General features: G+C 61.1%; 16 protein-coding genes. 9 read left to right on the top strand and 7 right to left on the bottom strand.

Annotated features, from left to right (window positions below; all coding sequences use genetic code 11):
* The first annotated feature begins 248 nt into the window (after positions 1-248).
* The 4 genes from HY836_RS09005 to HY836_RS08990 are packed head-to-tail and all read left to right on the top strand — an operon-like array spanning position 249 to position 3,339.
* A complete protein-coding gene (locus HY836_RS09005) occupies positions 249-1,274 on the top strand; it encodes an RluA family pseudouridine synthase (RefSeq protein ID WP_290675613.1) in 1,026 nt (341 codons plus the stop codon).
* A gap of 27 nt (positions 1,275-1,301) precedes the next feature.
* On the top strand, positions 1,302-1,982 hold the full coding sequence (locus HY836_RS09000) for an HAD family hydrolase (protein WP_290675611.1): 681 nt from the start codon (positions 1,302-1,304) through the stop codon (positions 1,980-1,982).
* Positions 1,975-2,352 (top strand): Rieske 2Fe-2S domain-containing protein, encoded by a 378-nt coding sequence (locus tag HY836_RS08995; protein WP_290675609.1) that lies wholly within the window; start codon positions 1,975-1,977, stop codon positions 2,350-2,352. The genes HY836_RS09000 and HY836_RS08995 overlap by 8 nt, the downstream gene beginning before the upstream one ends.
* Before the next feature lie 27 nt (positions 2,353-2,379).
* Positions 2,380-3,339 carry a S49 family peptidase gene (locus HY836_RS08990; protein ID WP_290675607.1) on the top strand — a complete coding sequence of 320 codons (960 nt, stop codon included), beginning with the start codon at positions 2,380-2,382 and terminating at the stop codon, positions 3,337-3,339.
* Positions 3,340-3,366: 27 nt separating this feature from the next.
* Here the strand turns inward: HY836_RS08990 and HY836_RS08985 are convergent, their stop codons facing one another.
* Positions 3,367-4,209, bottom strand: a complete 843-nt coding sequence (locus tag HY836_RS08985; RefSeq protein WP_290675605.1) for an HDOD domain-containing protein — start codon at positions 4,207-4,209, stop codon at positions 3,367-3,369.
* Positions 4,210-4,321: 112 nt separating this feature from the next.
* Positions 4,322-4,903: a chalcone isomerase family protein gene (locus tag HY836_RS08980; protein ID WP_290675603.1), complete on the bottom strand. Its 582-nt coding sequence runs from the start codon at positions 4,901-4,903 to the stop codon at positions 4,322-4,324.
* Positions 4,904-5,146: 243 nt separating this feature from the next.
* On the opposite strand from HY836_RS08980, the gene HY836_RS08975 reads away from it, so the two are divergent.
* Positions 5,147-5,929 carry a type III pantothenate kinase gene (locus HY836_RS08975; RefSeq protein ID WP_290675601.1) on the top strand — a complete coding sequence of 261 codons (783 nt, stop codon included), beginning with the start codon at positions 5,147-5,149 and terminating at the stop codon, positions 5,927-5,929.
* Between the two features lie 6 nt (positions 5,930-5,935).
* Here the strand turns inward: HY836_RS08975 and hslU are convergent, their stop codons facing one another.
* The 5 genes from hslU to HY836_RS08950 form a co-directional block, all read right to left on the bottom strand.
* Positions 5,936-7,267: an ATP-dependent protease ATPase subunit HslU gene (hslU, locus tag HY836_RS08970; RefSeq protein ID WP_290675599.1), complete on the bottom strand. Its 1,332-nt coding sequence runs from the start codon at positions 7,265-7,267 to the stop codon at positions 5,936-5,938.
* A gap of 6 nt (positions 7,268-7,273) precedes the next feature.
* The gene (gene hslV / locus HY836_RS08965) at positions 7,274-7,822 is read right to left on the bottom strand and encodes an ATP-dependent protease subunit HslV (protein WP_290675597.1); all 549 of its coding nucleotides are present in this window, start codon (positions 7,820-7,822) and stop codon (positions 7,274-7,276) included.
* A gap of 91 nt (positions 7,823-7,913) precedes the next feature.
* A complete protein-coding gene (locus HY836_RS08960) occupies positions 7,914-9,659 on the bottom strand; it encodes an STAS domain-containing protein (RefSeq protein WP_290675595.1) in 1,746 nt (581 codons plus the stop codon).
* Between the two features lie 5 nt (positions 9,660-9,664).
* Positions 9,665-10,138 (bottom strand): RNA polymerase-binding protein DksA, encoded by a 474-nt coding sequence (gene dksA, locus HY836_RS08955; RefSeq protein WP_367114657.1) that lies wholly within the window; start codon positions 10,136-10,138, stop codon positions 9,665-9,667.
* A gap of 460 nt (positions 10,139-10,598) precedes the next feature.
* Complete coding sequence (locus tag HY836_RS08950) at positions 10,599-11,651, bottom strand: GTP-binding protein (RefSeq protein ID WP_290675591.1); 1,053 nt, start codon at positions 11,649-11,651, stop codon at positions 10,599-10,601.
* Between the two features lie 187 nt (positions 11,652-11,838).
* Here HY836_RS08950 and HY836_RS08945 point away from each other — a divergent pair, with 187 nt between their 5' ends.
* From HY836_RS08945 to glyS, 4 genes are all read left to right on the top strand, one after another.
* The gene (locus HY836_RS08945; protein WP_290675770.1) at positions 11,839-12,657 is read left to right on the top strand and encodes an HlyC/CorC family transporter; all 819 of its coding nucleotides are present in this window, start codon (positions 11,839-11,841) and stop codon (positions 12,655-12,657) included.
* 10 nt (positions 12,658-12,667) lie between these two features.
* Positions 12,668-14,275 (top strand): apolipoprotein N-acyltransferase, encoded by a 1,608-nt coding sequence (gene lnt / locus HY836_RS08940; RefSeq protein WP_290675589.1) that lies wholly within the window; start codon positions 12,668-12,670, stop codon positions 14,273-14,275.
* A 125-nt stretch (positions 14,276-14,400) separates the two neighbouring features.
* On the top strand, positions 14,401-15,336 hold the full coding sequence (gene glyQ / locus HY836_RS08935) for a glycine--tRNA ligase subunit alpha (RefSeq protein WP_290675587.1): 936 nt from the start codon (positions 14,401-14,403) through the stop codon (positions 15,334-15,336).
* A 2-nt stretch (positions 15,337-15,338) separates the two neighbouring features.
* Positions 15,339-17,510, top strand: a complete 2,172-nt coding sequence (gene glyS / locus HY836_RS08930; RefSeq protein ID WP_290675585.1) for a glycine--tRNA ligase subunit beta — start codon at positions 15,339-15,341, stop codon at positions 17,508-17,510.
* Positions 17,511-17,537 lie beyond the last annotated feature (27 nt).

Here is a 17,537-nt window from a genome sequence, read left to right as displayed (position 1 = left end):
GCTCCGCCAAACCTGCTCAAAAGGTAAAATGAGGTTTGACCTTGCTATTTGTTGCCGACACGAGCACAGGCCATATCAACAAACAAACATTTCATAACGTGGCTCAGCCCATTATAGGTGCGAAATCCGCATCCCGCCGCTCCAAAATAGCCGCGAAAACACAGCCGTCCGGCAAGGTCAAGCCCCCAACGGGGGTGTCTGTCGCGCGCAAGACCCCGGCCAAGTCGCCTGTTGCCCCTGCCGTACCCGTGAAAGCCCCAGTGCCTTCTGTTGCGCAGGTGCAGCACATCATCATTGATGAGGGGGGGGCTGGCCAGCGCTTGGACAACTTCCTGATCAAGGTGCTCAAGGGGGCACCCAAGACCCTGGTCTACCGCATCATCCGCAGTGGTGAGGTGCGGGTGAACAAGGGCAGGGCATCTGCCGAGACCAAGCTGGCGCTGGGTGATGACGTCCGCGTACCGCCCTTGCGTCTGGCAGAAAAAGACGAGGCCAAGGCCGCGGCCGTGCCTGCCCGCGAATTTCCCGTCCTGTTTGAAGACGAGCACGTGCTGGCCATCAACAAGCCGGCGGGCGTGGCCGTGCACGGCGGCAGTGGCGTCAGCTTTGGCGTGATCGAACAATTGCGCCGCGCGCGGCCCGAGTCACGCTTTCTGGAGCTGGTGCACCGCCTGGACAAGGAAACCTCGGGCATCCTGCTGATCGCCAAGAAGCGCAGCGCCCTGGTCGCCTTGCAGGACTTCTTCCGCAATCGCCAGGCCCACAAGACCTACGCCGCGCTCGTGATCGGCGACTGGCCGGATCGCAAGAAAGTGATCGACGTGGCCTTGCACAAATTCCTGACCGCCGATGGCGAGCGCCGCGTCAAGGCCGTCAAGGGTGATGACGACGAAGGCCGCCGCTCGATCACGTTGGTCAAGGTGCTGCAGCGCTATCAGGGCTTCAGTCTGCTGGATGTCACCATCAAGACGGGGCGTACCCATCAGATCCGCGTGCACCTGTCGCACGAAGGTCATCCGATCGTTGGCGACGAGAAGTACGGTGATTTCGCCCTCAACAAGGCCCTGGCGCGTGGCCCGGGTGCCGAGTCGGTGCCTGGCGTCGGTCGAGACAAATTGAACGACGGGCGCTTCGAACGCATGTTTTTGCATGCCCGCTACCTGCGCCTGCCGCATCCTGTTACCGGCGAAGACATCGTGCTGGAGGCGCCGCTGCCGCCGGAATGCAACAACCTGCTGTCCGCACTGACGGCGGTGTCATCGGCGTCCAAGTAAAGTCGCAGGCGCAACACAGGAGCTCTCTTGAATCCTTTCGACAACGGTTTGCGACCTCGTGCTTACGATCTGGTCGTGTTCGACTGGGACGGCACGCTGTACGACTCCACGGCGCTGATCGTGCGCTGCATCCAGTCCGCGTGCGAGGATCTGGGCTTGCCCGTGCCTGAGCGCACGCAGGCTGCCTATGTGATCGGTCTGGGCCTGCACGATGCCCTGGCGCACGTCGCGCCCACCTTGCCGACCGAGCGCGTGCCTGAACTGGGGCAGCGTTATCGGCACCACTATTTCAAGCGCCAGCACGAGCTGAGCCTGTTCGAGGGGGTGTTGCCTTTGCTGGCCACCTTGAAAGAGCGCAACCATTGGCTGGCGGTGGCCACGGGCAAGACCCGTCAGGGCCTGGACGAAGCATTGGCTCATGTCGAACTGGTGGGCCTGTTCGACAGCTCCCGCACGGCCGATGAAACCTTCTCGAAGCCGCACCCTCGCATGTTGCAGGAGCTGATTGCGGAATTCGGGGTCGAGCCCGAGCGCACCTTGATGATTGGCGACACCACGCATGACCTGCAACTCGCCGTCAACGCCGGCACGCACAGCGTGGCAGTCAGCTTCGGGGCGCACGAGCCGGCGGCTTTCACAGACTACCCGACCCGGTTTGTGGCCCACTCGATGACCGAGTTGCACGATTGGTTGCGCCAGCATGCCTGAGCTGAGCCTGGCGCCGCAGCACCTGTGCGAATCAGCCGCCCTGCAGGAGTGCGGTGATGCCGTGACCTTCGAGGTGCTCGAATGGGGGCGCTCAGTGCCTGCCTTTGCGGTGCGCTACGATCAGGTTGCGCTGGCCTACCTGAATCGTTGCGCCCATGTCCCGGCCGAGATGGACTGGCAACCCGGCAAGTTCTGGGACATGGACAAGCGCTTCATCATCTGCTCCGTACATGGCGCCCTGTATGACCCTCCCAATGGCCAGTGTGTCAGCGGGCCTTGCCCTGGTGCCCGCCTGGAGGCCATTAAGCTGTCCGAGGAAGCCGGGCAGGTGTATTGGTATCCTACGGAACGTTTTCAGCCTTTGTTCTGATTTCTTCTCTTTCAACCGAGCCTGCTCATGAGCGCTGTAGAACCTTCCTCGTCGGACAACCTGTCTGCGACCCAGAACACCTTGTTGAATCAGTTTGCGCAGGCATATCTGGATCAGCAACGTCGCGAGCAGCGTTGGCGCTGGTTCTGGCGCATCGTGTGGATAGGTGTGGCGGCCACCATCATGTGGGCCACTGTCCAGAACGTGCCTTCGGCAACGTCACCGGTCACACCTCACACCGCGTTGGTTGAGGTGCGCGGCGAGATTGGTGCGGACACCGAGGCCAATGCAGACAACCTGTTGGCTGCCTTGCGCAGTGCGTTCGAGGATGTCGGGGCGCAGGCGGTTGTGCTGCGTATCAACTCGCCTGGTGGCAGTCCCGTACAGGCAGGCCTGGTCAATGACGAAGTACGCCGCTTGAAGGCCTTGCACAAGAAGAAGGTCTATGCCGTCTGCGAAGAGATGTGCGCCTCTGCGGCCTATTACATTGCCGTGTCGGCTGACCAGATCTTCGTGGACAAGGCCTCCATGGTTGGCTCCATCGGCGTGTTGATGGATGGTTTCGGTTTCACCGGCGTCATGGACAAGGTGGGCGTCGAGCGGCGCCTGATGACGGCTGGCGCCAACAAGGGCATGCTGGATCCCTTCTCGCAACGTAACCCTCAACACGAAGGTTTTGCGCAGGCCATGCTGGATCAGATTCACCAGCAGTTCATGCAGGTGGTGCGTCAGGGGCGAGGCAAGCGTCTCAAGGAAACGCCGGAAACCTTCTCGGGTCTGTTCTGGAATGGTCAACAGGCGATGGAACTTGGTCTGGCAGATCACTTGGGTAGCCTGGATCAGGTCGCGCGTGATGTGGTCAAGGCAGAAGACATCATCGACTACACCCAGAAGGAAAATCTGGCGGAGCGTCTTGCCAAGCGTTTCGGTGCGGCATTTGGCGCAGGCGCCGTGCAGGCGATGCGCTCCTCCGTCAGCATCCACTGAGTGGCCGTGAGCCGAGGTTGGCTGGCCTTAGTTGTCCATGCCCTGGACCAGGCGGTACGCCGCGTCCGGAGACAGATTCAGCAGCTTGGCCACTTCGTTCACGTCTTCTGGCAAGGCCGCTTGAGCGTGGGGATCCTCCCAGCCGTACTGGGTGTGCCGAGCGATGCGAACGCCCAGCATCACATTGCGGATCTTGGGGTCGGCCGCGTTGTGGTCATCTGTGCACTTGATGAGCAGATAGGGTAATTGCCACAGGCGCATCAACTCCTGTGACAGATCACCCAGTTCAATGCCCAGCACCTCACGCTGGATGTCGACCGAGCGGATGGTGTAATCCGCTTTTTGACGGGTGGCGATTTCCAGCGCCAGCCTCGGTGCATGGCACCACAACAGCATTTCAGTGAAGTCGTGCAGCAATGCGGCCTCCTGGATCACCGTGGCGTCTTCGTCCTGGCGCCTCAGGGCGAAACCCATGGCGAAGTGCGCTGCCCGGCGTGCCCGGGTGATGACCTTGATCAGGCCGCTGAGCGCGTCAGGTTGTTCGTGCAGCCACTCCAGGATGGTGGTCGTGTCTTTGAACGCCCTGAAGAAGGGCGTGATGCCTTGCATCACGATGGCGCCAACCAGTGTTTCCGGTGGCTCCACGCTCAGCCGCGTGCAATAGCGCGACACGTGTACAAGCACCTTCAAGGTCATCAAGGGGTCGTTGGCCAGCCCGTCGGCCAGGGTGTGCGCGTCGACCGTGCCTTTGGTTTCCTCGATCATGCGCAGCTGATTCAACTCGGCCACCGAGCCGGGCAGCACGGGAATTTCGACGCGGCTGAAGGCGTCGGTCCAGGCACGCAGAGAGGGCAGGGCTTTGTCGATCATGGAAGGGTTACCCCATTACGCATGATCACCTTATCGGCACTTTGTCTGAATTTGGCAAGCAGGGCTTGCCCCCGAGCTGCCAATTTCGTCACATGAATGCTGTAGCGTTTGCTTACCTGGCGCCCAGCAGGGCGTCTTTCAGGTCGGAGTCCACCGGCGAATTACCCAGCCAGATGCGCAGCAGGGCGCCGTAAAAGTCGTCGCCGCTGATCTCCGGGCCCTTCTGGACACCATCCACCAGCACGCGGGTGCCGTTTCCTGGCGTGTTGTCGATGCGGATGGTTGTGCCCTTCCTGACTTGGCCAAAGGCCATCATCTGGTTGCGGACTTCTTCCAGCTTGGCCTGGAACCGGGCGATCTCGTGGTCGCTGTTGTTTTTCTTGAAGCCCTTGATCATGGCATCAGCGAAATCCTCGCCGGTCAGGTCGCGCAGCAGCACGATCTGCATGCTCTTGGGGCCGGACTGGTTCAGCAGTGCGCTGGCTGAGTGCTCTTTCCTGGCGACATACAGGCCGGCAGCGTAGACGTCCACAATCACCTTGACACGCACACCTGCGCCGTTGAGTTGCAGTGGTTGATTGGCCAGTTGGTAGGTGTCGTTGAACTTGGCGCCCTTGATGTCCAGGGCTGCCCAGGCAGGCAGGGCTGTCGCCAGGATGGCCGACAGGATCAGCTTGCGTGCGAATGGCTTCATGGCTCTCTCCGATGCTTCGAATGTGTCAATCCATTGACGCGCAAGCGGATCGGGTGTCGATGGCTGTCGCGTTTCGGATCGCACAATATCTGAACTTCCCAACAAGATGTCCCCCCTCCTTGAGTAGTTGTTTCTGCGGCGTGGCGCGTTTGCTGCACTGCGGCAACGATTCTTACTGTGTATTGCAGCGACAATGCCAGCCATCCAATCCCTCCGGGTGTTCCTCTCTCAAGAGATTCGTGCATGTCTTTCCTGGTCATCGATATTGGTAACACCCGTTTGAAGTGGGGGCTGTATGCCCATCCGTCACCAGGCGCCGAGCTGTTGGCCCATGGTGCGGTTGTCCTGGAGGACATCGACTACCTCTGGGAGCTGCACTGGAAGAACCTGATGCACAAGCCACAGGGCATGCTGGGCTGTGTGGTGGCCGGGGAAGCCATCAAGAAGCGGGTTGAAGAGCAACTGATCGAGGGCTGGGCGCTGGAGCCTCGCTGGTTGTCGTCCAGCGCGACGGCTGCCGGCGTGATCAATGGTTATGAACATCCTCAGCGGCTGGGGTCTGATCGCTGGGCTGCCATCATCGGCGCTCGTCAGCGCGCCTTGCAGCAGTTGCCTGAGAATCCGCCGCCGGTACTGGCCGTGATGGTTGGGACGGCTGTGACGGTGGATGCAGTTGATGAGACGGGGCGCTTTCTTGGTGGCTTGATCCTGCCAGGCTTTGGCCTGATGTACCGGGCGCTGGAAAGCGGGACGGCCGGCCTGAAAGTGCCGACAGGCGAAGTCAGAGACTTTCCGACCAATACCAGCGATGCACTGATGAGCGGTGGCACCGACGCGATTGCCGGTGCCATCGAGCGGAGCATGCGCAGGCTGCGCGTCCGGTGTGGTCGTGAGCCGCTGCTGATCATGTCTGGAGGGGCGGTGACCCGCCTGTCACACGTGCATGAACTGCCGACCATGGTCGTCGAAAACCTCATCTTCGAAGGCTTGCTGACCCTGGCGGCAGCCTCAGGCGCTGCAGCCTGATCCAGCTTACAAAATGAACCGCGACAGGTCCTCGTTGCGGGCCAGTTCACCCAGGCGGCGATCAACCTCCGCCATGTCCACGGTGTGCGTCTGACCGGATCGATTGGGTGCGTCAAAGGATAGTTCGTCCAGCAGGCGCTCCATCACGGTTGACAGGCGTCGTGCGCCGATGTTTTCGGTGCGCTCGTTCACCTCGAAGGCGATCTGCGCCAGGCGACGGATGGCCTCCGGGGTGAAGTCCAGTTGCACGCCTTCCGCAGACAACAGCGCTTGATACTGTTTGATCAGGCTGGCGGTGGGCTGGGTGAGGATGGCTTCGAAGTCTTCGACCGACAGCGAGGAGAGCTCAACCCGAATCGGGAAGCGGCCCTGCAGTTCGGGGATCAGATCGCTGGGCCGGCTGAGGTGGAAGGCGCCAGATGCGATGAACAGGATGTGGTCGGTCTTGACCATGCCGTATTTGGTGTTGACCGTGGTGCCTTCTACCAGTGGGAGCAGGTCGCGTTGCACGCCCTGACGCGAAACCTCGGCGCCGTTGCCTTCCGATCGGCTGGCCACTTTGTCGATCTCGTCGATGAACACAATCCCGTTCTGTTCGGCGCGCTCCAGGGCCCTGGCCTTGATGTCCTCCTCGTTGAGCAGCTTGGCAGCTTCTTCTTCGATGAGTTGGGTGCGGGCTTCCGCCACCGTGACCTTGCGGGCCTTGCGCTTGTTTTGGCCCATCTGGGAGAACATGCCGCGCAACTGCTCGGCCATGTCTTCCATGCCGGCCGGGCTCATGATCTCCACGGTGGGGGTCTTCATGTCCGAGAGTTCGATCTCGATTTCCCGGTCGTCCATGCTGCCTTCGCGCAGGCGCTTGCGCATGACCTGCCGGGCGGTGTTGTCGGTCGATGGCGTGTGGGCGATGCCAAACTCCGACCGCGGTGGTGGCACCAGCACGTCCAGCAAGCGCTCCTCTGCAGCGTCCTCGGCCTTGAGGCGCTGCGCTTGCATCTGGTGCGCACGCTCTTGCTTGACGGCGGACTCTACCAAGTCTCGGATGATGGTGTCGACGTCCTTGCCCACATAGCCCACTTCGGTGAATTTGGTCGCTTCTACCTTGATGAAGGGGGCGTCGGCGAGCTTGGCCAGGCGGCGCGCAATCTCGGTCTTGCCTACCCCAGTGGGGCCGATCATCAGGATGTTCTTGGGTGTGATCTCGCCACGCAGCTTGTCGTCCACCTGCTGGCGGCGCCAGCGATTGCGCAAGGCAATGGCCACCGCACGTTTGGCTTCGCGTTGGCCAACAATGTGGCGATCGAGTTCGCTGACGATGTCTTGGGGTGTCATGCTCATGTTGCTTCAGTCCAGCGAAACGATGGTGTGATTCTGATTGGTGTAAATGCACAGGTCGCCAGCGATCTCCAGCGACTTCTTCACCATCTCAGCAGCCTGCAAATCCGTGTTGGCAACCAGTGCGCGGGCAGCAGCCTGGGCGTAGGCGCCACCTGACCCAATGGCGATGATGCCGTGCTCAGGCTCCAGCACATCACCATTGCCGGTGATGATCAGCGAGGTGTCCTTGTCGGCGACGGCCAGCATGGCTTCGAGCTTGCGCAGCACCCGGTCCGTGCGCCAGTCGCGCGTCAGCTCGACAGCAGCGCGCGTGAGGTTGCCTTGGTGTTTTTCCAGCTTGGCTTCAAAACGCTCGAACAGGGTGAAGGCGTCGGCCGTGGCGCCAGCGAAGCCAGCGAGAACCTGATCCTTGTAGAGCTTGCGGACCTTGCGGGCCGAAGCCTTGACCACGATGTGGCCCAGGGTGACCTGGCCATCGCCGCCCATGGCGACTTGCCAGCCGCTTGGGGTTTGGCGGCGAACGCTGACGATGGTGGTGCCGTGATAGGAATCCATGACGCTTGGATCGTGTTTAAAGTGCTCGCGCACGAAGTAGCGTCAGGTGGAGGCGGTGCCCCTGTTTTCAAGGGGGGCACAACATGCCAGCTCAAGTGGTTTGAAGCTTGACCTTGGCGTGTTCGTTGATGCCCATCGCGCCGAAGAACAATGCAATCAGCCGATGCGGGTTGTTGAACACCACCTGCCGATCTTCGGCTCGGCGTGCGAGCACCCAGTTCAGCAGGTCACCTGCGGCGATGAAGTCCACGCGCAGCAGGTGGGCACAATCGATCTCCAGGGTCACGCTGGCGCTGAGTTGGTCGTCCAACTGCGTCAGGGTCTGGCCGATGTCGCCAACCAGCTGGCCGGACAGGTCGAGGGTCGCCACCTGGACGAATTCCACTTCGTCATGCAGTTGCGACTCAATGAAACTCGTGGTGACTTCGCTGACGTGCGAAAGAGGGCGTGTGTGCGGATGGATGTTGTCGGTCTGCTCGCTCACTCGGCAACTGGCATGTTCCCAGGATGGGGGCGACAGCTCATACGTCACGCAGTAGTCAATGGCCGTTTCGTCGAATTGATCGGGGCGATTGCACAGGCGCAGGATCTCCAGGCGCAGCATCCAGTAGGCGGGGTCCGAGTCCTTGACCCCAGTGGGCGATGCTTCGCCGAGAACATCCAGCAAGGTCGGCACGCCGATCCAGACCATTTCCTGAGCTTCACGTGCCCATTGGCGCATCAATTGCACCAACTGGCCTGCCCCTTCTGGCGACACGCTGTGCACGCCACTCCAGTCCATGATCCATGGGCGTGGCATCTGCAATATCTCTATGCGCAGGTTGGCTGTTGCCTCCTGATCAAGGCATGACGAGGCGATCCAGCCTTCCAAGTGGGGCGCCGGGGCATCAAGGCTGCCAGGCTCCGTGGCTGGCGCCTGATGAACGGCCGAACTGACGTCCGGCTCGCTCAGGTTGCGCTTGCCCTTGTTGGCCAGGAAGGTGGCGACTTTCTGAGGCAGCGAATACCACTGCGGCGCAGAAACACCGAATTTCTGGGCATAAGACACGGCCAGATGGTCAAATTTCTGCTGCAGGTCGAGAGCTCGGTACAGGTCGAACAAGACCAGCCAGGTTTCAGCCTGATCGTGGCGTGCGGCGCCAGGGTGAACCAGATCCAGCAGGTTCTGTTCGCACTGGTCGAAATCGGCGTTGGCAAAAGCGATGACAGCTTCGTCCAGCTCCGGATCATGGACCACTTCGACTACGTGCACATCCAGTTCGCCATGCAGGCTGGCTTGAGTGGACGGTTCTCCCCTGTTGGTGGCCATGCGCGGCACCGAGGCTCGGGCCACATCCAGTACGGTCTGGGAAATCTGTGGAGGCTCGTCGTCGTACGACAATGTGGCCGGTACGGTGAGCATGTTGGGCGCCGTGGTGGCTGGATCTGCCAATCGACCTGGCGCAGAAGGCAGAGCGGCCGGCTGCAGGATGGGGGGCTGGCGGCTGGCGCCGCCCACCATCTGCAATTCGATGGCGTCGATCTTGGCTTTGACCGCGATGTCCGAGCGCGCGCCACCCTGGGGGCGGGAGTCCGGGTCCATATTGGACGGACTGCTCAGCGCCAATGCGTTGTCAGGGCTGAGGCCCTCACGGCGGATCTTGCGCAGCATGTCGAGTTCGCGCTTGCGCACGAAGTCGTTACGCCGCTTTCGCTCGATCATGGCCTTGATCTCGCCCTTGGCGTAATCGCTCTCGCCAGCGTCTTCCCTGGGCGCGTCCAACTCCGTCCAATCCGTTGTCGGATTGGCCACGAAGCGCGCAACTTTGCGCAGGAAACCGCCTGATTCTTTGCTCATGAAGTTCAGTCGCCGAACATCTTTTGCTTGAGCTCGCGGCGCTGTTGCGCTTCGAGGGACAGCGTGGCGGTGGGGCGTGCCAGCAAGCGGCCCAGGCCGATGGGTTCACCCGTTTCGTCACAGAAACCGTACTCACCGGAATCGATGCGGACCAGCGCCTGCGAGATTTTCTTGAGCAGCTTGCGCTCGCGGTCGCGGGTGCGCAGCTCCAGGGCATGCTCTTCCTCGATCGTCGCGCGATCAGCTGGATCGGGCACGATGGAGGTGTCTTCGCGCAGGTGCTCGGTCGTCTCGCCTGCGTTGGACAGCAGATCTTCCTTCTGCGCTTCCAGGCAGGCGCGGAAGAAGTCCAGCTGCTTGTCGCTCATGTACTCCGATTCGGGCATGGCGAGCAATTCGGCTTCGGTCAGATCTTTGCCGGCTTTGGTCTTCCAGGCATTGGCGAGTTTGGTGTCAACCTTGGTGGCAGGGGTGGGCATGTTGTCTGGGGTACTGATTTTTGACGACGATCGTCCGGAAGCCACGGATTGGGCTGATACGGTAGCTTCGGCTGGTTTGGCCGCGGCTGAAGAAGAGGATTTGACGGATTTGCTCTCGACGGGCGCTTTGGTGGTGGCGCTCGCTTTCTTGGTGGCTGGCTTGGCGGGCGTTTTGGCGGAGGTCGACACTGCCTTGGCTGATTTGGCCGAAGCAGCGTTTGCCGATTTGCTCACAGAGGCGGATGTTTTCGTCACAGGATCCTCCTTCACAAAATGCGTGATCCACAGACTGATGTCTTGTTTAGCTTACGCGTGGCCAGGTACTGCTCCATCGCCCGTCAGGTCAAACGAGGCTTCCGAGATGGCTTACGCCAACGCAGGAAGCGCGCGGATTGTAGCCACGCTTGCGGGCCGATTTCACCAGACTATCCCTCAAGGTGTGCATTTCGGTGACAGACGATCAGGACAGACATTGATCCAGGCCAGCTTTGAACAGGTCCTGGGGCAGGTCAATGCCGATGAACACCATCTTGCTGATCTTGGTCTCGCCAGGTGCCCACTTGGGGCCGACGTCGCTGCCCATCAACTGGTGAACACCCTGGAAAACCACCTTCTTGTCCATGCCGGTGACATTCAGAACCCCCTTGTAGCGCAGCATGCGCGGGCCGTAGATCTGGACCATGGAGCCCAGGAAATCTTCCAGCTTGGTGGGGTTGAAGGGGCGATTGGACTTGTAGACGAAAGACTTCACGTCGTCGTCGTGCGCATGGTGGTGCGGGTGGTTGCAGTGCTCGCCGTGCTCATGATCATGGTCGCAGTGTTCGCCATGATCGTGATGATGGTGGGCGTGACCGTCGTCCTTGAGGAAGTCCGGGTCGATGTCCAGCTTGGCGTTCAGGTTGAAGCCCTTGATGTCAAAGACTTCCTTGAGCGCCACGTTACCGAAGTGCACGCGCTTTTGCGGTGCACGGGGGTTCATGTGCTTGATGCGGTGGGAGAGGGCGTCGGCCTCTTCCTGGGGGACCAGATCGGTCTTGCTCATGAAGATTTGGTCGGCGAAACCCACCTGGCGGCGCGCTTCCTGGCGCTCGTCCAGCTGCTTGTCGCCGTGTTTGGCGTCCACCAGCGTGACGATGGCGTCCAGCAGATACAACTCGGCGATCTCGTCGTCCATGAAAAAGGTCTGGGCGACGGGGCCTGGGTCGGCCACACCGGTGGTCTCGATGACCACGCGGTCGAAATTCAGGGTGCCGGCGCGCTTTTGCTTGGCCAGATCGGACAGGGTGTCGCGCAGGTCTTCACGAATGGTGCAGCAGATGCAGCCATTGCTCATCTGGATGATCTGCTCTTCGGTGTCGGCAACAAGGATGTCGTTGTCGATGTTTTCTTCACCGAATTCATTTTCGATCACGGCAATGCGCTGGCCGTGAGCTTCGGTAAGGATACGTTTGAGCAGCGTGGTTTTACCACTGCCCAGAAAACCGGTAAGGATGGTGACAGGAATCAGGCTCATAGCACAAGTGTAGCCCCGTGTTGAGCCACGTGCTGCGAGCTTGTGACTGAATTGACGCGGCCATAGGGTATTCTTGAGGCATCCCAACCACGACACCCCTGCCGTGTCCGAACCTTCTCATAGTCGGCCCACCAAAGTCGAGAAAAACCATGCGCATTCCCACAAGCGGGAGCGTGATCACCGCAGCCTGTTTGTTCGCCTGGTGGAATTTTTATCTCCCGGGCCGGATTCCACGGCGGAGTTGATCGAAAGCCTGGCACAAGCCGAGCACCGAGAGCTGATCGAGCCTGAATCCCGTGTGATGCTGGAAGGTGTGATTCGCATGGCCAGCATGTCCGCTGGCGATGTGATGGTCGCCGTCAAGCGCATGGATTTGCTGGACATTGACTCCCCCTACGATGAGTTGCTGGGGCAAGTCATTGAGACCGGGCACTCTCGCTTCCCTGTTTTTGAAGGGTCGCGCGACAACATCATCGGCATGTTGATGGCCAAGGACCTGCTCAAGCTCCAGCGAGCACCGGAATTGAACCTGCGCACCTTGTTGCGTGCGCCGGTTTTTGTGCCTGAGTCAAAGGGGCTCAACGAGTTGCTGCGCGAATTCCGATCCAACCGCAGTCACATGGCCATCGTCATCGACGAGTTCGGCAAGACGGCTGGGCTGCTCACGATCGAGGACGTGCTGGAAGAGATCGTTGGCGAGATCGAGGACGAGTTCGACGACGAGGACACGCCTTCGAGCATCTTCACTCTGGCTGACGGCAGTCAGCGTGTGGCGGGTGACGCGTCCATCGTGTCCGTGAACGAAACCTTCGAGACCAATCTGCCGGAAGAGGATTTCGATACCATCGGTGGGCTTGTGGCGCACGAATTGGGGCGCGTGCCGCGCCGTGGCGAGCACATGGATGTGGGCGGCTTGCGTTTTGCCGTGATGCTGGCCCGTGGCGGCGCAGTGCGGTGGTTCAAGGTGACGCGCGCGCCGGATGCATCGGAAACTGCCGAGCAGTGAGTTGGCTTTCATGACGCTGTCTTCCTTGCCTTGGTGGCGGCACCGCGCTATGCGCTGGGCCGTTGCCTCAGGCGCATTGCACGCCTTGTCGCTGTCGCCGTGGTGCGCAGACTGGTTTTCCCTGGCGCCAGCAGCGGTTCAGACCGCCGCACTGTGCGTGCTCTTGTTCTCCCTGTGGCGAGATGCCCTGTCACCCCATCGGGCGGCTGGCGCGACCTGGGCGTATGGCACCGTCTGGCTGATTGGCGCGACGGGCTGGATGTACGTCAGCCTGCATCGTTTTGGCGAATTGCCGGCCTGGTTGTCGGGCCTCGCAGTTGTCGGTCTGTGCGCGGCCTTGTCCCTCTACATGGCGGCGGTGGGATGGGCTTGGGCGCGTTGGCGTCGTCAGATCTGGTGGGCCGATGCGCTGCTGTTTGCGGGCCTCTGGGTGTTGGCCGAATGGGCCCGCGCCGTCATCTTCACGGGGTTCCCATGGGGGGCCAGTGGTTACGGCATGTTGTCTGCGCCATTGGTGAAGCTGGCGCCGTGGCTGGGCGTGTATGGCGTGGGGGGCGTCTGGGCGCTGATGGCGGCTGGCTTGGTCTGGTCGATCATGGGTGGGGTCACCACTTGGGTGCGTGTTGGCGTGCCGCTGTTGTTGTCTGTCGTGGTGCTGGTTCTTTCCCTGGCGCCCGTGCACATGTTCACTGCTTCGCATGGTCGCGTTTTGAGCGTGAGCCTGCTCCAGGGTAATGTGCCGCAGGACGAGAAATTCGTCTCCGAGCGCCAGGTGCCCATGTTGATCTGGCACGGACGTCAGATCGTATCGGCCAAGGGGCAACTGGTGGTGGCGCCCGAGACCGCCATACCGTTGCTGCCATCTCAATTGCCTGATGGCTACTGGGATCAGATCAAGAGCAGTTTTGGTGCAGGCAGCCATCGGTCCGCCCTGATTGGTGTGCCGCTGGGTGATTTCGATGTGGGTTATACCAACTCGGTGGCAGGCCTGTCGGCTGACTCCATGGCATTGCCTGAGGGCATGTATCGCTACAACAAACACCATCTGGTGCCGTTTGGTGAGTTCATCCCCATGGGCTTTCGCTGGTTTGTCCAGATGATGAACATGCCCCTGGGGGATTTCACGCGTGGCCCACTGAATGCGCCGCCCTTTGCCGTACAGGATCAGCGTGTGGCGCCCAATATCTGCTACGAGGACTTGTATGGCGAGGAGATCGCCGCGAGGTTTCGTGACGCGCAGCAAGCTCCGACCATTCTGGCCAATGTGAGCAATCTGGCATGGTTTGGAGCGCGTGTGGCCATCCATCAGCACTTGCAGATTGCCCGTATGCGCTCGCTGGAATTTCAGTTGCCTACATTGCGGGCCACGAATACCGGGGCTACGGTGGTGATCAATCACCTGGGGCAGGTCACCCATGCGCTGGAGACCAACACGCGTGGTGTGCTGGAGGCTTCCGTTCAAGGTCGATCGGGCGTGACGCCCTTTGCCTATTGGGCATCCAGGTGGGGCTTGTGGCCGCTGTTGGTGCTGGCTTCGCTGCTGATTCTGGCGGGTTGTGCGGGAAGAAGAAGTCGCGCTTTGGCACCCCTTGGCGGAGACGGTGCCGCCATTCACTAGAATCGAGGTTTTGCATCTGGGTTGAGCCGAACCAACAGGCTCCCGGATTGCAAGACAGAACAATCCTGTTTTTCTCATCGATCGAGGTTGCTCATCGGGCGGCCTGCATCACACAAGGCAACAACATGCTGACCTTCCAGCAACTGATCCTGCGTTTGCAAAGCTACTGGGACGCCCAGGGCTGCACACTGCTGCAACCCTATGACATGGAAGTGGGCGCAGGCACCAGCCACACGGCCACCTTCCTGCGCGCACTGGGCCCCGAGCCCTGGAAGGCTGCCTACGTTCAACCCAGCCGTCGCCCCAAGGACGGTCGTTATGGCGAGAACCCCAATCGCCTGCAGCACTATTACCAGTACCAGGTCGTGCTCAAGCCGGCACCGGCCAACATCCTGGAGTTGTATCTGGGCTCTTTGGAAGCGCTGGGTTTCGATCTCAAGAAGAACGACATCCGCTTTGTGGAAGACGACTGGGAGAACCCCACGCTGGGCGCCTGGGGCCTGGGCTGGGAGGTCTGGCTCAACGGCATGGAGGTGACGCAGTTCACCTACTTCCAGCAAGTTGGCGGCATCGACTGCAAGCCCATCACGGGCGAGATCACCTATGGCCTGGAGCGTCTGGCCATGTACCTGCAAGGCGTTGAAAGCGTGTACGACCTGGTCTATTCGAAGGATCCGGCCGGCAACATCGTGAAGTATGGCGATGTGTTCCACCAGAACGAGGTGGAGCAGTCCACCTACAACTTCGAGCACAGCAACGTCGAGTTCCTGCTGGATGCGTTCACCAATTACGAGACGCAAGCCAAGTACCTGATGGAGCAAAAGCTCGCGCTGCCCGCCTACGAGCAAGTGCTCAAGGCTGCGCACACGTTCAACTTGCTGGATGCGCGTGGCGCGATCTCGGTGACCGAGCGTGCCGCCTACATCGGCCGCATCCGCAATCTGGCGCGCGCCGTGGCCGCGGCCTACCTTGACAGCCGTGCCCGCCTGGGCTTCCCGATGGCCCCCAAGGCCTGGGCTGACGAAGTGATCGAACAACTGAATAACAAGAAGGCTGCCTGAAAATGAGCACCGCTAACCTCCTCGTTGAACTGTTTGTCGAAGAGCTGCCCCCCAAGGCGCTCAAGAAGCTGGGTGACTCTTTTGCCAACGTGCTGGCCGACAGCCTGAAGGCGCAGGGACTGGCTAAGGCTGATGCCGTGGTGACCTCGTTCGCCTCGCCTCGTCGCCTGGCCGTGCATGTGACCGATGTGGCAGCCAAGGCCGTTGATCAGGCTGTGCAACAAAAGCTGATGCCGGTGGCTGTTGGCCTTGATGCGTCCGGCAACGCCACACCTGCACTGCTCAAGAAACTGGCTGCATTGGGCGCTGGCCCCGAAGCCGTTGCCAGCCTCAAGCGTGCACCGGATGGCAAGGCCGAAGCACTGTTTTTTGACAGCGTCAAGGCGGGTGCCACCCTGGCCGAAGGCCTGCAAAAAGCGCTGGACGACACCATCGCCAAACTGCCCATCCCCAAGGTCATGACCTACCAGCTGGAGCAAGGCGAAGGCGCCAACTTCCAGCCGGGTTGGACCAGCGTCAACTTCGTGCGTCCTGCGCATGGCCTGGTGGCCCTGCATGGTGATCAGGAGGTGCAGATTGGTGCGCTGGGCCTCAAGGCCGGCCGCAGCACCGTGGGTCATCGCTTCGAGGCGCGCGTCGACAAGATCATCCTCCTGACCGCCGACACCTATGCCGAGCAAATGCTGCGTGACGGCGCCGTCATCGCCAGCTTTGCCGAGCGCCGCGCTGAGATCGAGCGCCAATTGGCGGCTGCAGCAGCCAAGGCTGGCGCCAACCTCAAGCCGATCGAAGACGATGCGCTGCTGGACGAGGTCACGGCCCTGGTCGAACGCCCGAACGTGCTGACGGGTCGCTTCGAGGAGGCCTTCCTGGAAGTACCTCAGGAGTGTCTGATCCTCACGATGAAGGCCAACCAGAAGTACTTCCCGCTGCTGGACGCATCGGGCAAGCTGACCAACCAGTTCCTGATTGTCAGCAACATCCGCCCTGAAGATCCGAGCGCTGTCATCGGCGGCAACGAGCGCGTGGTGCGCCCGCGTCTGGCCGATGCCAAGTTCTTCTTCGATCAGGACCGCAAGAAGACGCTCGAATCCCGCGTGGGTGGCCTGGCCAAGGTCGTTTACCACGGCAAGCTGGGCACGCAAGGTGACCGTGCCGAACGCGTGCGCGCCATTGCCCACGAGATCGTCAAGCAATGGAGCCTGGCCACCGTGCCCTTCACGGTGGACGCCAAGGACCACTTCGACGTGCTCGACAGCAAGGCGCAGCAGGCTGCACGCCTGGCCAAGACCGACTTGCTGACCGACATGGTGGGCGAGTTCCCCGAGCTGCAGGGCATCATGGGTGCGTATTACGCGCGCCATGAAGGCCTGCGCGACGGCGTGGCCATCGCCATCGAAGACCACTACAAGCCCCGCTTTGCAGGCGACGCGCTGCCACGCAACCATACCGGTACCGTGGTGGCCCTGGCTGACAAGCTGGAGACACTGGTGGGGCTGTTCGGTATCGGCCAGTTGCCCACGGGTGACAAGGATCCGTTCGCCCTGCGCCGTCATGCCTTGGGCGTGATCCGCATCCTGGTGGAAAACAACCTGCCGCTGGATCTGTCAGCGCTGATCGCTGCCGTCATTCCCGTGTTCGGCGAGCTGATCAGCAACCCCGCAGAACACCTGCTGAGCTTCTTCTCGGATCGCCTGGCCGTGTCGCTGCGCGAGCAGGGCTATAGCGCCCAGGAAGTTGACGCCGTGCTGGCACTGCAGCCCGAGCGCCTGGGTGATGTGCCTCGTCGCCTGGCGGCTGTGCGTGCCTTTGCCGCGCTGCCCGAAGCCGCAGCACTGGCCGCCGCCAACAAGCGTGTGGGCAACATCCTCAAGAAGGCCGAAACCGAGGTGGAAGCCAAGGTCGATGTCGCCTTGCTGAAAGAGGCTGCCGAAGCCGCGCTTTACGAGGCATTGCAGGCGGCTGCGCCAAAAGCACGCGCAGCCTTCGAAGAAGGTGACTACACTGCAAGCTTGCAGGCGCTGGCCGTGCTGAGAGCACCCGTTGACGCCTTCTTTGACAGCGTCATGGTCAATGCCGATGATGCTGCCCTGAAGGCGAACCGCCTGGGTCTACTGGCCACGATGCACAAGGCCATGAACCAGGTTGCGGATATCTCCAGACTGGCGGCGTGATCTCTTGTCTGGACGCATCCACCCCGG

This window comes from Aquabacterium sp., from assembly GCF_016234775.1.
Lineage (GTDB): Bacteria > Pseudomonadota > Gammaproteobacteria > Burkholderiales > Burkholderiaceae_C > Aquabacterium.
The sequence above is the reverse complement of the archived record's forward strand: the minus strand, read 5'-3'. Positions and strand labels throughout refer to the sequence as shown.

Excerpts from the sequence above, each read along its gene's own strand:
- HY836_RS08975 (WP_290675601.1), top strand. The coding sequence starts at position 5,147 with ATGTCTTTCCTGGTCATCGATATTGGTAACACCCGTTTGAAGTGGGGG.
- hslU (WP_290675599.1), bottom strand. The coding sequence starts at position 7,267 with ATGAGCATGACACCCCAAGACATCGTCAGCGAACTCGATCGCCACATT.
- hslV (WP_290675597.1), bottom strand. The coding sequence starts at position 7,822 with ATGGATTCCTATCACGGCACCACCATCGTCAGCGTTCGCCGCCAAACC.
- HY836_RS08990 (WP_290675607.1), top strand. The coding sequence starts at position 2,380 with ATGAGCGCTGTAGAACCTTCCTCGTCGGACAACCTGTCTGCGACCCAG.
- HY836_RS08980 (WP_290675603.1), bottom strand. The coding sequence starts at position 4,903 with ATGAAGCCATTCGCACGCAAGCTGATCCTGTCGGCCATCCTGGCGACA.
- dksA (WP_367114657.1), bottom strand. The coding sequence starts at position 10,138 with ATGCCCACCCCTGCCACCAAGGTTGACACCAAACTCGCCAATGCCTGG.
- glyQ (WP_290675587.1), top strand. The coding sequence starts at position 14,401 with ATGCTGACCTTCCAGCAACTGATCCTGCGTTTGCAAAGCTACTGGGAC.
- HY836_RS08985 (WP_290675605.1), bottom strand. The coding sequence starts at position 4,209 with ATGATCGACAAAGCCCTGCCCTCTCTGCGTGCCTGGACCGACGCCTTC.
- glyS (WP_290675585.1), top strand. The coding sequence starts at position 15,339 with ATGAGCACCGCTAACCTCCTCGTTGAACTGTTTGTCGAAGAGCTGCCC.
- HY836_RS08950 (WP_290675591.1), bottom strand. The coding sequence starts at position 11,651 with ATGAGCCTGATTCCTGTCACCATCCTTACCGGTTTTCTGGGCAGTGGT.
- HY836_RS08960 (WP_290675595.1), bottom strand. The coding sequence starts at position 9,659 with ATGAGCAAAGAATCAGGCGGTTTCCTGCGCAAAGTTGCGCGCTTCGTG.
- HY836_RS08995 (WP_290675609.1), top strand. The coding sequence starts at position 1,975 with ATGCCTGAGCTGAGCCTGGCGCCGCAGCACCTGTGCGAATCAGCCGCC.
- lnt (WP_290675589.1), top strand. The coding sequence starts at position 12,668 with ATGACGCTGTCTTCCTTGCCTTGGTGGCGGCACCGCGCTATGCGCTGG.